A 15,291-nucleotide genomic window follows, 5' to 3' on the forward strand; every position below is an offset into this window, starting at 1 on the left:
GGAAGGGGGCGGCGGACATGCAATCCCCCACACGATAGCAGGCAGCCCCGCCGCCACGAAACACCGCCGTCGCCGGTGAGGTATGTCCTTGGCAGAGCGGCCCAGGCCCACTGTCGTGCTTTCAGGAATCGCGGACATGGACGCATTCCGCACCGACCACGCCGCGCGAAGGGCCTGTAGGCCTTGTGTCCCTCCAGGTGCCCCGATTGGCGCACTCGCGCTCGCGCTGCGCCAGACTGAAGCGGCAATCGTTGTCATCCGCCGAGTGGCATTTCGGGGTTCCCTTGGCGCACGCCGAAATGCCCGCCGAGTGACTTAGGGCACTTTTAACTATTGATACCCCAGAAGGGCATCCCACACGCGCATCTGGGCGATCTTCGGCACCGTGCCAAACGCGATGGATGAAGACGCTCCGGAGCCAATCAGTGCAGAGTTTGTGTTGCCACTGCCGTAGCTTTGCCAGACTGTGCCATCCGCAAAAGTCGCCGTCCCGTTTTGGGCGAAAGTGGCCACTGCGCTCATCAGATGCCGACTGAGCTGCTGCTCTGCAGCGCCCGATCCGACTTTTTGACGGTAGTAGTCAAGCCCATATGTGCCGAACAAGAACGGCAGCTCTGCACAATGGGGAACGCCTCGCCCCGGGGCTGGCAAGTCATGCATGAAGGTTCCATATCGCACGTTTGCGCCTTGCTTCACGAGACTGTCTGCATAGCGAACGCAGAAGTTGCGCAGATTCCTGTCACCGTTGATTTCAACCCACAGGTTGCCCGGCGCTGAGGAACGACCCTCTGTCAGGGCCGCGTCCTGGTAGGCAGTGATCACCTGGGAAGCCCGACTCGCAGAACCAGAAAGTGGCGCGACAAGGGCCGTGAGCGCCTCCATGGTGGAAGGCAGTGGAGCGGTGAGCGAAGCCTGCGTCACTGGATCGATCAGGTCAACAAAAAAAGACCCCTCAGTGAGCGTGTTCGTGATCAGCACCGGTACACGCTGGGGCCATGCCACCCGGGTCCAATCGGCGAACACAGTCTTCCCATCCATCACGGGCGACGCCTTGACGCCAAAGCCGGACCGAAACGTAGAGGGCAGCGGTTGAGCGTTCAGTGCCAACTCGGCCGCGTGCAATGTGGCCGCAGGAATGCCCAACAGCCCCTTAGGTGTCGTCTTGAGGCTCGTGGCCAGCAGCTCGGTGTAGCTGGCCGCGTCTTGAAGGGTGAACCCCGCAGGCGCTGCAATGCCGGCAGAACTGAACAAAACAGCTTTGTGCAGCCACTGGCTCCAGACAGGGTGCTGCGCGATCAATGCCGTGTTGACTGCGCCCGCTGATTGCCCTGCGAGGCACACGTTGCCTGGGTCTCCGCCGAACCGGGCAATATTCTCGTGCACCCAACGCAACGCGGCTGCCTGATCCTGCAGGCCCCAGTTCGCAGCAAGTCCGGTTTCAGGATCTGTGAAATCTGGGTGGGCCAGGCTGGACATTGCACCCAAGCGGTAGTTGACAGTGACGACAACCAGTCCCTGTTCAGCCAGTCTCTGCCCGTCCATCAGGGGCATGCTGGTCGCGCCCGTGCGCCACGCACCGCCATGGAGCCACACTATCACGGGGGCCTTGCTGACGTCGCGAGGTGCCCAGATATTGAGAGTGAGACAGTCTTCGCTCTGCGCTTCAGGTTGCGTGTAGATCCAGGTCACGTTCGCAGGGAGCGTCTGCAAGCTGGCAGGACCAAACGCTGTGGCGGGGGTCACCTGGGCCGTGGTGGGCACATAGGGCTTGGGCGATTGAAACCGCAGCGCTCCAACAGGCGGCTGCGCATAGGGGATACCCTTGTACATCGCAGTGCCACCCAGCACGGTTCCGCTGAACTTGCCCGAAGTGGTGTCCACCACGGGGTTGTCATCGCCTCCGCCGCCACACCCTATCAACGAACCGGCAAGCGCCCCGGAGGAAACCTGTAGAAAGATCCTTCGCGTTGTCATCATGTCTCCTGGAATAGTTGGTCTAGATGTCAGTTGCTGACAAACTTATGCTAGGTAACCAACCTTGTGGTGGCGAGACTCAGTGATAGAACACCCCGTTGCAAAAACAGGCCCATCGAAGCAGGTCTGGGCTGCAGCAACCTATGGCAAGCTGGGAATTGCACAGCGGTAGAGCTTGAACCTCAGGCGCACGCGTTATTTGCACAACGACGATGACGGATGGACCTAATGGACAACGTGTTGCTGGCCGTGGAAGACCTTCTGAGTTTTGTAGAGGTAGCCGACGCACGAGGCTTCACCGCTGCCAGCAGGCGCACAGGCATACCGAAGTCGCGATTGAGTCGGCGCGTGGCGGCTCTTGAGTCATTCCTTGGGGTTGCCCTACTGCACCGCAATGCAAGGCGGTTTGAATTGACCGATGTAGGGCAACGCATTTTTCTACATGGCCAGGCGGTGCGAGCTGAAACGCAAACTGCTATCGCCGTCGCACGTGAGAGCCTGGAGAGTCCCTGGGGGCAACTACGGGTGGCTTGCCCAGCAGCCATTGCGGCATCGCTTGTTGGCCGAATAGCCCTGCAATTCAGCGCTCGCTATCCTTGCGTCACCCTGTCACTTCAAACTACTGACGGGCGTTTGCGCCCTTTGGATGACACGGTGGATCTCGTGATTCAGCCGACCACACAGCCTCTGACAGACTCCAGCCTCGTCGCCAGAAGGCTTGCAACGGTCCCCTATGCCTTGTACGCAAATCCAGCACTCGTTGCAGCTCTCAACACCCCGGAGACGCCATTGGCTCTATCCCGCTGCGCTGCTGTCGGCTGGAGCATTACCGCGTCACTGGCTCGCTGGACGCTAATCGGCCCCCAGAACCAAAGCGCGGACGTCGAACTGGACGTGCGCTTCGTGAGCGACAACCTGCTATTGAACCGGGACGCGGCGCTTCAGGGGCTAGGGGTTGTGCAGCTTCCGAGGATCATGGCGGCCAGCTTTGTCGCGAGCGGACAACTGCTTCAGGTGGCGCCCGACTGGGTTCCCCCCGCGATGCACATCTACGCCCTGTATCCGTCGCGCCGCCACCTCACGCTCGCGGGTCGCTGCTTTCTGGATATGCTGGAAGAGGGAATGAAAGATGCAGCAATCACTCCGGCCTGAATCGCCCCGGGGGCGATTCACTTGTGTTGCATGACCAGCGCTCGCGATCTGACCTGATCGCCACAACAGACGTCAAGGAAGTTGAGGGCCACCCAGCCGCATCCGCGAAGCTTGCTGTCAATTCCCAAATGGAAGAGCGCCAACTCCCGCACCCGGTTTTCCATCTGCAATCTCACGCGGAGCGCTCAGATGTCTCTGGGCTTGAACGGTGCTTTTTGACTAACAATCGTGCCTTTGGTCCAGGGCTCGCGATGTACAGCGACACTGGCGGATTCCATGATGGTGTCCCACTGAGTTGAGGGACCAGAGACGATGCGCCTTTCGATTGCAGTTGTCCACACCACGCTGGCCGTGATAGGCCTTGAATTTAGAGATTCGCTCGACGGTGACGTTCAATGACTGCTCCCGCAATGAGCAGCCGCTCGCCGACGGCGGGCTGAGCGGCTGCATGCAGCCTCAAGCGACCCTGCACGCGGCACCCGCGAGGGACATTTCCCTGAGCTCACAACCACTGAAAAACTACAGCAAAGCTTGTCAGTGTCGTGAGATGCTAAGGTGAGCCCAATTGCATCAACACGCGCTGGAGGGCATTTCTAAACCTCGGATCCATCACTGCCCCCACGTTGTAGCGCGACCATGGGGAGGCCGCTGAGGCGTCGACGCCAAAAATCCTGCCCGGAGCCAGTCGGATGTTGTGCGGCAGCAGGGAGTCTGCAAGAGTCATCGAATCATCCACCCCTGGCATGGATGCCCACAGGTAGAGGGACTGGGCGTTCTTCGCGAAGATGTTCGCTCCGACGGATTCGAACAGTGCTCGTGCTCCTTCTGTGGCTTCCCCGAGCCGACTACGCAACCGGGTCAGATGCCGCTGATAGTGGCCTTCGCTCAACATGACATCGACCGTCCTTTCGCAAAGCTCCGAACTACTTACGTGGATCAGCGCTTTCAGGTCGGCAAGATCACTGGCTAAATCTGCGCCACAAGCAATGAAACCCACACGCAGCGCGGCCGAGAACGACTTTGAGAAGCTGCCGATGTAGATCGTGCGCTCAAGTTGGTCCAGAGAAGCCAAACGCGGCGACGATGTCGGTTTGAAGTCCGCAAGCGGATCGTTCTCAACGATCAGTAGATCGTATTTCTGTGCCAGTTGCAGCACGCGAAAGGCCTTTGCTGCGGACAGGTCCGAACCTGTCGGGTTGTGTGCAAGCGACTGCGTAAAGAAGAGCCTGGGCCGCTGTGTGATCAACAACTGCTCCAAGGCTTCCAGATCCGGCCCATCGTGCAGGCGCGGCACGCCTAGAACCTCAGCACTGGCCATCTTCAACTTGCCGAACAAAGGGTAGTAGCCGGGGTCGTCCACAAGAACCTTGCCACCGGGCGGCACGAAATAGCGAATGACGATGTCCATCGCCTCGTTGGCACCGTGCGTCAAAACGATCTGCCGGGGTTCGGCACCGATCCCAAAGTCCGCGAGCTTGCGCACCAAATGCTCTCGCAGTGGCGCGTACCCGAAGCGGCTGCCATAGCGGAACAGGGAGCCCAGTCCCGTGCGCACGACTTTCTGGTGGTACTTGTCCAGCCTCACATCCGAAAGCCATTCGACTGGCGGGAAGCCATCAGCTATTGCCAGCGCGCCAGGCTCGGTCTTGAGCTGCTCACGCATCAGCCAAACGATGTCTTTTGCTCGCCCCAAGCTTCCCGCCTCGTCGTCGGCCGCCTTGGATGGAGGCTTGTCGACCACAAAGTACCCGGCACCTCGACGAGGTTCAATCAGCCCGCGCGAAACGAGTAGTTCAAAAGCCGTGACCACCGTGTTCTTGGCGTACTTGTGGAGTTCGGCCATCTCGCGCAGCGAGGGCAATTTATCGCCGACCTTGTAGGCCCCGTCGCGTATCTGCCTCTCGATGCCGTCTGCAACCGAGACGGGCAATGTGGCCGATCTGGAGCGACGTGTCTGGGAGCTTCCTTCAGCTGTCATTTTTCACCTCTGGCGCATCACCGGCCTTTTCCACAACAGAACTGTTTGCCCAAACTGTACCTTTCCTATTTGGTACGGTGCTCCTAAAGTTTACCCATACCGTATCCACTACCGAGCAGTCATCCAATGGTCGATTCACGACTTCCGAATTTTCGTTCTCTCACCCCTGCGCAGCGCTTGGAGCATGTCGCGCGCGTTGCCAACTTGTCCGAGGGAGATGTTGCCCTCATAAGCCGGCCCGGTGCGCTCACCGTGGAGCGCGCCAACGGCATGGTGGAGAACGTCATCGGAACGTTCGAACTCCCGTTCGGCATCGGCGGCAATTTCCAGATCAACGGTCGCGATATCCTGGTGCCGATGGTGGTCGAAGAGCCTTCTGTCGTGGCCGCAGCTTCGTTCATGGCCAAGTTGGCCCGCGACTGCGGCGGCTTCGAAACCTCCAGCACGGGACCGCTGATGCGTGCCCAGGTTCAGGTTATCGGCATCACCGACCCCTATGGAGCCCGCCTGGCGCTCCTGAAGCATCGCGATGAAATCTTGGAGGTCGCCAACAGCCGCGATAAGGTGCTCATTGGCCTGGGCGGCGGCTGCCGCGACATCGAGATCCACGTGTTCCCTGACACGGCCCGCGGTCCGATGATCGTTATGCACCTGATCGTCGACGTGCGCGACGCGATGGGTGCCAATACCGTCAACACCATGGCCGAGTCGGTTTCGCCCTTGGTCGAGAAGCTCACGGGCGGCACCGTGCGGCTGCGCATCCTGTCCAACCTGGCCGACTTGCGTCTGTCACGTGCCCGTGTGCGGCTCACGCCCGAAGCGCTTACAACCAAGGAGCGCAGCGGCGAAGAGATCATCGAAGGCGTGCTCGATGCCTACACGTTCGCGGCCATCGATCCGTACCGTGCGGCTACGCACAACAAGGGCATCATGAACGGCATTGATCCCGTCATCGTTGCCACCGGTAACGACTGGCGTGCGGTCGAGGCTGGCGCCCATGCCTATGCCTGCCGGAACGGCCGCTACACCTCGCTGACAACGTGGGAGAAAGACACCCAGGGCGCGCTGGTCGGCACCATCGAAATGCCCCTGCCTGTGGGCTTGGTGGGGGGCGCGACCAAGACACACCCGCTGGCCCAGTTGTCACTCAAGATCCTGGGCGTCAAGTCGGCGCAGGAGCTGGGCGAGGTGGCTGTTGCCGTGGGCCTGGCCCAGAACTTAGGAGCGTTGCGAGCCCTGGCCACCGAAGGGATCCAGCGCGGCCATATGGCTCTGCACGCCCGCAACATTGCAATGGTTGCAGGGGCAGCGGGTGACGAAATCGAGATAGTTGCCAAGCACATGGCAGATGAACATGACGTACGCACCGACCGAGCGCTCGCCTTGCTCGAAGAGCTGCGCCGCAAGTAAGACAGCCACCGTTCCCGACTGGGTGGCTGATTCAGCCGACCTCGAAGCCAGTGAGACCTTTCGCTCATCTAATAACTTGGAGACTATCGAAATGACACAAACTAAGCTCAAGCGCCGCACGGTGCTCAGCTCCCTCGGCGCCACAATGTTGTCAACGTTGGCGTCTCCCACGCTAGCCCAGAGTGCTGCGTTCCCCAACCGTCCGATCAAGATCATTGTCCCCTGGGCAGCGGGGGGCGGCGGTGATGTGATCGTGCGTCTCATGGGCACGAGTCTTCAGAAGCGGCTCGGCCAGGCCATCGTGGTTGACAACCGCCCCGGCGCTGTCGGCACGATCGGCAGCGTCGCGGCTGCGCGCAGTCCGGCCGATGGTTATACGCTCGTGTATGGCGGAATGGAGTCGCACACCATCGCGCCCCATGCAATGAAGAGGGCACCATACGACCCCAAGAAGGAATTTGTTGCCATTGCACCGCTGGGCTTCTTCCCCGCAGCCTTGGTCGTGAGCGCTTCACACCCTGCCAAGAACCTGAGCCAGTTCCTGCAGATGGCCAAGGATGCCAAGACCCCGATGAGCTTCGGCTCGTGGAGCACCGCCACTTCCGGACACCTCATGATGGAGGCCCTCAAGGTGGCGAAGAGTGTCGATCTCCTGCATGTGCCGTATAACGGCACCGCGCCTCTGCTCAATGCCCAACTGTCTCAGCAGGTCGACTGCTCCATCAACGTCTTGTCGACCGTTGAACCCCACATCCGTAGCGGCACACTGCGCTTGCTGGCAGTTTCAATGCCCCAACGCCTGCCGGAGTTTCCGGACGTCCCCACCCTCAAAGAGATCGGTCTCAATGTCGAAAGAGGACCATGGGTGGGAGTCTTTGGCCCAGCGGGCATGCCGGAAGACGTCATCTCGCGCGTGCATGAGGCGGTCGACGCCACCCTCAAGGAGCCTGCCATCGTTGAGCAGACCAAGAAGATGTTCTTCGTCGTCGAGCACATGGATCAGCGCACGTACCAGAATTTCTATTTCAGCGAGATCGATCGCTGGGGTCAGTACGTCAAAACGGCCAAGGTAGCGATCGAGTGATCGCATCCCCGTTGCGTAAAGGCACAGGTAGACAACCCCGGGGATCTGTGCCGCATGCGCCTCGGCGGGGCGAACGCCCGTTTTGGGGGCGACGCCCCAAGCCGGTTGCAGTCCGTTGTAGATCAAGCCACTTCAGCACCAGAAAACCCCATGAGCGAGCGCATCAAGATTGTTGAAGTCGGGCCCCGAGATGGTCTGCAGAACGAGAAGCAGCCCATTAGCGTGGACATCAAGATCGGACTGGTTGATGCAGGCGTCAGGCACATCGAGGCAGCGTCTTTCGTATCTCCAAAAATGGGTGCCGCAAATGGCTGGCAGCGCGGAGGTCATGCACCGCGTGCCGCGCACGGCTAACTTGCACTACAGCGCGCTCACGCCTAACCTTAAAGGACTGGAGGCCGCCATCGCGGCCGGCTGTGAGGAAGTGGCGGTCTTTGGCGCTGCCTCGGAAACGTTTTCGCAGCGAAATATTAACTGCTCGATACGCGAGGGCTTGGAGCGCTTTCGCTCTGTAATTGAGGTCGCGCTTGAAAGTAAGCTGCGGGTACGCGGTTATGTTTCTTGTGTCTTGGGGTGTCCATATGAAGGAGACATCGCACCCGAGAGGGTCTCCGAAGTGGCGCTCATGCTGAGCGAGATGGGGTGCAACGAGATCTCACTTGGAGACACCATTGGTCGCGGAAACCCCAACTCCACACGACGCATGCTGGAGGCCTGTATTCGTGTGATTCCTGCATCGCAGTTGGCTGGTCATTACCACGACACCTACGGCATGGCCATCGCCAACATTGTTGCGTCTCTGGAACTGGATCTCCGTACCTTCGACAGCTCCGTTTCGGGGCTGGGAGGCTGCCCCTACGCCACAGGCTCTTCCGGCAACGTCGCTACTGAGGACGTGGTGTACCTGCTTCACGGCCTGGGATACGAGACTGGCATTAATATTCCAAAGCTGATCCAGGCGGGGATGTACATCAGTTCTGCGTTGGGACGTGGGACCTCTTCACGCGTGGCGCTGGCCATGTCCAGCAACTGCTCAACAACATCGGCTGATTAATCGGGCTACGAGGAAAGTAGGCTAGACGCCAGCGAGCGGCGTAGATTTATCCTAAAAACACTCGCGGCCTTTTTTACGGACGGCAATCCGGACCTTTTGCCGCCGACAGTGCGTATCCGTTTGCAGGCGCCTCATGTACGAACTCACCTGCAGCAGTCCTCAGCATGCAGATGGCGACTTCGCAGCAGTTGCTGCCGGTGATGTCGGACCCCTGAGTTCACGGTCTGGGCCACGCAGCGGTCATTCAAGCGCGAGCGCCATCTCGGACTCATTGACCGGTTTCAAAGTACTGCTGGCCTTGCCAGCCAGCCGGTATGTTCATGACGCCTGAAAGTCTGCTGACCTCGTCCAATTCGGCGCGAACTGGCTTGCAGACTATTGAACCCGCAGTATCTCAAACTGCTGTCGGATGGGAGCGACTTGCATCGACACCTCATCACCCTCGCATTTCCCTAGCATGGCCCTGCCCAATGGGGCTTCGCTGCTAATGACCTGAACGAGCTGAGCGCCGCTGAACAACTTCATGCTGCCCCCGTCCGGACCGAGAAAGATCTGTTGCTGCTTGTCGTCGGAATCGACCAGGCAGACCAACGCGCCGAGCTGTATACCTTTGCTGGCGTCGTAGGGGTGCGGGCGGAATCGGCGCCAATTGGTCATCGCCTGGCGGATGGCTTCGGCGCGCCGGGCTTGGCCGGTGGCCAGGTAGGCGGCTTCGAGTCCCAATGTGTCGTATTTGTTTTCGGCGATGTTTTCTTCGTGGGTCGCCGTTTCATGGGCCGCCCGAACTGCCTGTTCGGCTTGCAGCAGGTCTTCGGCGAGCCGTTCCAACACCTGCTGCTGCAGCAAGAATTTATCCATCATGAGAAGTAGGCATCTCGAAAAAAGTGGAGCAGGTCTTCATTGTGAAGGGCTCCACCAGCCGCCGACGCTTTTGTTGGCTGCAGGTTTACTTCAGCTAAGGGCCCACTGCTACCTATGAGATCATTGATGGAGCCTGTCACCAGGTACGAAGGGATAGACTGAGCTATGCAAAGATTTCCCCTCAGCGTTATCGCAGCCATTCGTTGGTTGGCTTTGGCAATTTTGTGCTTTGGCATTGTCACTGTCGGCAAGATGCTGATTTTTTATCAGGTCACGCTTTGGGGGAGGTTTGTCTGTCCAGACGGGTGGTGGCGCTCATCGCCCGGACTATGTGCTTTTCCACCCGTATCAATTTCGATCTGGTCGATTAGCTACGCTGCAGTTTCGATACTTCTTGTCTGTGCCGCAGTGTTGCTCGCGCCCTCACATAAGCTTAAAGTTTGCGCGGCTCTGCTGATCGCGTTGATGAGTTGGCAAGCCCACATCCTCATCTCCAAATCCTTTTCTTGGGTGGCTCTCGGGTCGCTGTGTGCAGTGGTTGGTATAGCAACGTGCTTTAGCCTTGGCGCTCTGGCTTCGCGTAGCCCATCATTGCGGAGAACGTACCAAAATATCCCCGCTCCCCAGTAGATTAAGCATCCGTTGCCGCTAGCGCTTGGACGGCGCCTACTGGTCAATAGCCACAGTCATTGCAGCGGCCGCAACGGGCCCGTAGTGAAATTGCGGCCTACTGCCCGCCCAGAGCCTGTTGGAACGCAAGCAGATACCCGTTGCAATCGGCGACGGAAAATTCTCTGCTTCCATAGGGCATATCCTGTAGAGGCCAGGCAATGGACGTCTTGTCTTTGATGGCAAAAAAATACCAGTCCACATCCGCAACGGTGAGGTAAATCGTCCCTGAAATGATGGGATTCGTACGCCACAAATCTCGGTCCGTGAAAATGAGGCGGGCTCTATTTTTTGAGACGGTGATCGTGCTGCCGGCAGTTGATGCCGTGCTGAAACCAAGCACAGATTCGTAGAAGTTCCTCGTCTGCTCGATGTCAAAGCACCGCAACAAAATAGACAAACTCATGTTCACTCCGAGAAGCAGTGTCCGTGGTTGGGGGGCAGCCTTATGGTTCGGCTGATTGTGCTGCAGCATTGGGCCCTGAGCAGCCGGTGGATAGCATTACCCCAAAACTGGCATTTGTCACAACCCGGCTTGCTCGCTATCCGAAAATATGCCGATTGAAAGCTAGGCCCTTGCTTGCTCGCAAGCTATAGTTTGTCCAGTTGCTCTTGCTAGGTCTCGCGGAATTTCGACTTGGACGTTGAACATCCCTGTGCTTGCACACCTAAGTTGCAAACCACTTCCAGGAGGAGCAGTGTCCAGAATATCTCGCACGATCCGGTTCATTCCGCAGACGCTGCGGGTTACATCATGTAGAGATTCCGAATGCAGTCACCCACAAATCAAGCTTTCTCGCCAAACACTAAGGTCAACTGGTGGTCTGCATTGGTGGGAAGCGCGGCAGCCATTGGCGGGTCTGCTTTTCTTGGAACGGTCGTCGCAAACGCATATCTCTGGCTGCACCTAGCTAAAGGGTTTTCCCCTGAGCAAGCGTATGCGCAAATGGGACGCGGACTCACATCAACAGTTGAGCTTTTATCACTTGCTACTCTCGCAATTGCCACTGTTTTCGGTGGCTACGTGTCCGCACTTTACGGAAAAGGACGTGACCTCATTCAAGGCCTCATAGCGGGAGTCCTAAGCACATCTTTTTTCTTCGTCATGGCTCTTAACCCAGCGAGCACGTCTGTTCTGACCTGGAGCGCGGCTATTTACTTTGTCGTTGCCACCTTGTCTGGCTTGTTCGGCGGCTTTGTTCGCGCCCAGCGGACTGTCTAACCCCAGCAGTCAAGCAGGCCCGCATGCTGCGGGCCTCATACTTTGTCTGTTGCGCCCCTTTCGTTAGCCGCAACTGGCGGCTTGTGGCCAATGGTACGCATTCGTAGAGACGGAGCGAGTGCCCGCAGCCAGCCTGAAGCAGCATTTCGTTTGAGCGTGGTTTCGCTGGTTGGATCGCCGTTATGGGTCGTCTGATGGACCGGTGCCTATCTCCTTTTGCCCGCGGCAGGCATCGCCCCCAATTGGCGAAAGCCGTGATCTCCCACAAAATCTGCGCGAAGCACCGTGCGCTTGAATAAACATGACTCCAGACCCGCTTGACTCGTTTCTTTCCCAGTCGTCCTGGATGTCCTCTCTGACCGGCGAAGAAGCTAAACGCGTGCGCAGTGCCGTCACGGTGCGCAGCTTTGCTGCTGGCAGCGCCGTATTTGCACGCGGCATGCCCCCTGCGCATTGGGCCGGCGTGATGGAGGGCATGCTCAAGCTCGACAACATTACCGAAGAAGGTCGGATCAGCACGTTCGCAGGCGTGCCATCGGGCGCATGGTTCGGCGAGGGCTCGGTGCTTAAGGATGAGCCCCGGCCCTATGCTGTGACGGCGCTGACCGACAGCGTGGTGGCGCTGCTGCCGCGCAGCGAGTTTTTGCGGCTGCTGCACGAGAGCCATCCGTTTGCGCTGTGGCTGATCGGGCAGCTCAACGCGCGCCTGGCCCACTATGTGGCGCAGGTGCAGACCGACCGACTGGGTGACACAACGGCGCAGGTGGCCTACAGCCTGTCGGGGCTGTTCAACGATGCACTGTTCCCCAACACTGCCCGGCGCATCACGCTGTCGCAGGAAGAGCTGGGGCGCCTGTCGGGCGTGTCGCGCCAGGTGGCCAACCGGGCGCTGCAGGAGCTGCAGGACCGGGGCGCCATTCGCCTGGGCTATGGGTCGATCGAGGTGATCGACTTGAAGGTACTGCAGTCGATTGCCCGCGAAGGCTGAACGCTCAGCCTGCAGGCTCGGCCTGAACCTGCGCCAGCTTTGTGATGGCCTCGCGGCTGCCCGCGATCTCGCGCAGGCGGAACTTCTGGATCTTGCCGGTGGCGGTCTTGGGCAAGACCTCGAATACGACCTGGCACGGGCACTTGAAGCGCGCCAGATGCTCGCGGCAAAACGCGATCAGTTCGTCGGCGCTGACCGTGCCCACCGCATCGGGCTTGAGCTCCACGAAGGCGCAGGGCACCTCGCCCCACCGCTCGTCGGGCTGCGCCACCACGGCGGCCAGCAGCACGGCGGGGTGGCGGTGCAGCACGTCCTCTACCTCCACCGAGGAGATGTTCTCCCCGCCCGAGATGATCACGTCCTTGGAGCGGTCAGTGATCTGCACATAGCCATCAGGGTGCAGCACCGCGATGTCGCCGGTGTGGAACCAGCCGCCCGCAAAGGCCTTGGCCGTGGCGCCGGGGTTCTTGAGGTAGCCCTTCATCACAGTATTGCCGCGCAGCATGATTTCGCCAGCCGTCACGCCATCGGCCGGCACGGGCTCCAGCGTGTCGGGGTTGAGCACGCGCATGTGCTCTAGCGCAGCGGCGCGCACGCCCTGGCGCGCCTGCCGCTGGGCACGTCCGGCCTCCGGCAAGGCTGCCCACCCGGGCTGGCGCACGCAGCTCACGGGCGTGCCCGAGACCTCGGTGATGCCATACACATGGTCCACATCGAAGCCCATCGCGGCAATCGCCTGCAGGATTGCGGCCGGCGGTGGCGAGCCCGCTGTGAGCACGCGCACCGGGCGCGGCAGCGCGATGCGCTCGTGCGCCGGTGCATTGGCCAGCATGGCCAACACCGTGGGCGCGGCACAGAAATGGTCCACACCATGCTCGGCAATGGCCTCGAAGATGGCCTTGGCCGTGACCTTGCGCAGGCACACATGCGTGCCCGCCGCCGCCGTGATGGCCCAGGTGAAGCACCAGCCGTTGGCGTGGAACATGGGCAGCGTCCACAGGTACACCGGGCGACGCGGCATGGCCCAGTCGGTCATCTGCAGCAGGCTCATGAGGTAAGTGCCGCGGTGGCTGGGCACCACGCCCTTGGGGTCGCCCGTGGTGCCCGACGTGTAGTTCAGCGCGATGGGGTCCCACTCATCCTCGGGCCACAGGCCTTCGAAGGCCGGGTCGCCTTCGGCCAACAGGGCTTCGTAGTCCATTGCACCGAAGGCTGGCTGCGCGGGCAGGCACGCATCGTGGACGGCGACCACCAGCGGCGGCTGGTCCAGGCCCGCAACGGCCTTGTCTGCCAGCGCCGCGAATTCGCTGTCCACCAACAGGATGCGCGCCTCGCCGTGCCGCAGGATGAAGGTGATGCCCTCGGCATCGAGGCGGCAATTGATGGCGTTAATGACCGCGCCGCACAGGGGGATGCCCAGGTGCGCCTCCAGCATGGCGGGCGTGTTGGGCGCCAGGATGGCCACGGTGTCGCCGCGCCGCACGCCGCGCTGTGCGAGTGCACTGGCTAGGCGGTAGGCACGATCGCGCGTCTGCGCCCAGGTTTGCTTGGCACCCGCATGCACCACTGCAATTCCGTCAGGGTGGACCAGTGCGCTGCGGTCCAGGAAACCGAGAGGCGTGAGCGGCAGGTGGTTGGCGAGTGTGCGTTCCAGGCCGTTCTGGTAGGGACTGCGGGATGGACTGCTTGCCGTAGTGGGGGTCATGCTGTTGTCTCCATAGCTGCTATTCGTGATAGGTGGTGAAGGATTCGACGCTCTCGCGCTCGGTCACCAACGTGTTCTCGATGCGGGCTGGGTCGGCATGGCCCAAGCTCATGCCGCAGACCACCATGTGGGTGTCGGGTATGCCCAGCTCGGCATGGATGATCTGGTGAAACTTGGTGAACGCTACCTGAGGGCAGGTATCAAGCCCGCGTGCACGGGCTGCCACCATCACGCTCTGAAGGAACATGCCGTAGTCCATAAGGCTGCCGGCCTGCATGACACGGTCCACCGTGAAGATCAGCCCTACCGGCGCATCAAAGAAACGATAGTTGCGGCCGTGTTGCGCGTGCATGCTCGCCTTGTCACCCTTGGCAATGCCAAGCAGGCCATACAGGTCCCAGCCCACTTTGCGGCGTCGATCCACATAAGGCGATACCCATTCGAGTGGGTAATAGTGGTAGGGCTCCGTGAGTGCCGTGGACGCTTCCCCATCGTTGTCCGCAGTAGCGATGGCTGAACTCAGCCGTTCCTTGGCGCTGCCCGTTAGCACATGCACGCGCCAGGGCTGGGTGTTCATGCCTGAGGCTGCGTGGCGCGCTACGTCCAGGATGGCATGAACCTCTTCGCGGGGGACCTGCGTAGGCATGAAAGCGCGAACGCTGCGCCGCGATACGATGGCCCAGTCCACCGCCTCGCTACTTTGGAGTGTGGTGCCGGGCGCTTGAACGTGCAAACGGCCTGTGGACCTTGTTGGAGGCGTGTATGAACTGTTCATGCCGGAATGCTAGGCATTGATACCGCTCATGACTGTCGATGCGATGACATTTGCGATCGGCAGAAGTACCGTCTAAATTCTTGAATCTGTATTTCTCGACAGTCTGACCACTTGGCCCTGGCACCCGTTTTCTAGCTCCTAGAGGCAGGCGGTAGGCAGTAGAAAATAAGGCGTAAGCCAGCTACACCGGTAGTCGGAGATTGTTCAAATCAATCTACTGCTGCTTAGTACCTGGCGCAGCGAGCTGCATGCGTCCAAGGTGGTGTGCAAGCTCCGGGACGTGGAGCGTGGTTTTGTATGGATGTAGAAGAAAAAACGGCTGTGGAAGAACTGCCAGAGGCTACCCAACGCCTGCCTGTAATGGATCCACCTTGCATTTTTTTGACACCGTCCGTCAGAAGATCGTGGACAGGTTCTTC

General features: G+C 60.0%; 11 protein-coding genes and 2 pseudogenes. 6 read left to right on the top strand and 7 right to left on the bottom strand.

Translation table 11 applies throughout. The features are described from left to right. Positions 1–330: 330 nt before the first annotated feature. On the bottom strand, positions 331–1,881 hold the full coding sequence (locus IB243_RS01515) for a carboxylesterase family protein (protein ID WP_370540292.1): 1,551 nt from the start codon (positions 1,879–1,881) through the stop codon (positions 331–333). A gap of 321 nt (positions 1,882–2,202) precedes the next feature. On the opposite strand from IB243_RS01515, the gene IB243_RS01520 reads away from it, so the two are divergent. Then, positions 2,203–3,126 carry a LysR substrate-binding domain-containing protein gene (locus tag IB243_RS01520; RefSeq protein ID WP_192424516.1) on the top strand — a complete coding sequence of 308 codons (924 nt, stop codon included), beginning with the start codon at positions 2,203–2,205 and terminating at the stop codon, positions 3,124–3,126. 20 nt (positions 3,127–3,146) lie between these two features. On the opposite strand, the pseudogene IB243_RS27025 reads toward IB243_RS01520, so the two are convergent. Beyond that, positions 3,147–3,404: pseudogene (locus tag IB243_RS27025) on the bottom strand (integrase); the annotation flags it as partial. A 272-nt stretch (positions 3,405–3,676) separates the two neighbouring features. Continuing rightward, positions 3,677–5,104: a PLP-dependent aminotransferase family protein gene (locus IB243_RS01525; protein ID WP_192424517.1), complete on the bottom strand. Its 1,428-nt coding sequence runs from the start codon at positions 5,102–5,104 to the stop codon at positions 3,677–3,679. Positions 5,105–5,230: 126 nt separating this feature from the next. Here IB243_RS01525 and IB243_RS01530 point away from each other — a divergent pair, with 126 nt between their 5' ends. From IB243_RS01530 to IB243_RS01540, 3 genes and pseudogenes are all read left to right on the top strand, one after another. Beyond that, the gene (locus tag IB243_RS01530) at positions 5,231–6,514 is read left to right on the top strand and encodes a hydroxymethylglutaryl-CoA reductase, degradative (protein WP_192424518.1); all 1,284 of its coding nucleotides are present in this window, start codon (positions 5,231–5,233) and stop codon (positions 6,512–6,514) included. A 91-nt stretch (positions 6,515–6,605) separates the two neighbouring features. Then, positions 6,606–7,598, top strand: a complete 993-nt coding sequence (locus IB243_RS01535) for a tripartite tricarboxylate transporter substrate binding protein (RefSeq protein WP_192424519.1) — start codon at positions 6,606–6,608, stop codon at positions 7,596–7,598. A gap of 150 nt (positions 7,599–7,748) precedes the next feature. Continuing rightward, positions 7,749–8,652: pseudogene (locus IB243_RS01540) on the top strand (hydroxymethylglutaryl-CoA lyase). Between the two features lie 375 nt (positions 8,653–9,027). Here the strand turns inward: IB243_RS01540 and IB243_RS01545 are convergent. Both IB243_RS01545 and IB243_RS01550 read right to left on the bottom strand, forming a co-directional pair. Continuing rightward, positions 9,028–9,510, bottom strand: a complete 483-nt coding sequence (locus IB243_RS01545; RefSeq protein ID WP_192425328.1) for a GreA/GreB family elongation factor — start codon at positions 9,508–9,510, stop codon at positions 9,028–9,030. A 730-nt stretch (positions 9,511–10,240) separates the two neighbouring features. Beyond that, the gene (locus IB243_RS01550; protein ID WP_192424520.1) at positions 10,241–10,588 is read right to left on the bottom strand and encodes a VOC family protein; all 348 of its coding nucleotides are present in this window, start codon (positions 10,586–10,588) and stop codon (positions 10,241–10,243) included. Between the two features lie 363 nt (positions 10,589–10,951). Between IB243_RS01550 and IB243_RS01555 the strand changes: the two genes are divergently transcribed. Together IB243_RS01555 and IB243_RS01560 are read left to right on the top strand one after the other, a co-directional pair. Next, positions 10,952–11,404 carry a YrzE family protein gene (locus IB243_RS01555; protein WP_140426127.1) on the top strand — a complete coding sequence of 151 codons (453 nt, stop codon included), beginning with the start codon at positions 10,952–10,954 and terminating at the stop codon, positions 11,402–11,404. A 346-nt stretch (positions 11,405–11,750) separates the two neighbouring features. Further along, the gene (locus tag IB243_RS01560) at positions 11,751–12,392 is read left to right on the top strand and encodes a Crp/Fnr family transcriptional regulator (RefSeq protein WP_192424521.1); all 642 of its coding nucleotides are present in this window, start codon (positions 11,751–11,753) and stop codon (positions 12,390–12,392) included. 4 nt (positions 12,393–12,396) lie between these two features. On the opposite strand, the gene IB243_RS01565 is transcribed toward IB243_RS01560, so the two are convergent. Both IB243_RS01565 and IB243_RS01570 read right to left on the bottom strand, forming a co-directional pair. After that, entirely contained in the window at positions 12,397–14,097 is a 1,701-nt protein-coding gene (locus tag IB243_RS01565; RefSeq protein ID WP_192424522.1) for an acyl-CoA synthetase, read from the bottom strand. 19 nt (positions 14,098–14,116) lie between these two features. Next, positions 14,117–14,872 (bottom strand): nitroreductase, encoded by a 756-nt coding sequence (locus IB243_RS01570; protein WP_225584658.1) that lies wholly within the window; start codon positions 14,870–14,872, stop codon positions 14,117–14,119. Positions 14,873–15,291 lie beyond the last annotated feature (419 nt).

Source organism: Acidovorax sp. ACV01 (genome assembly GCF_014851495.1).
GTDB classification, from domain to species: Bacteria; Pseudomonadota; Gammaproteobacteria; order Burkholderiales; family Burkholderiaceae_C; genus Acidovorax; species Acidovorax radicis.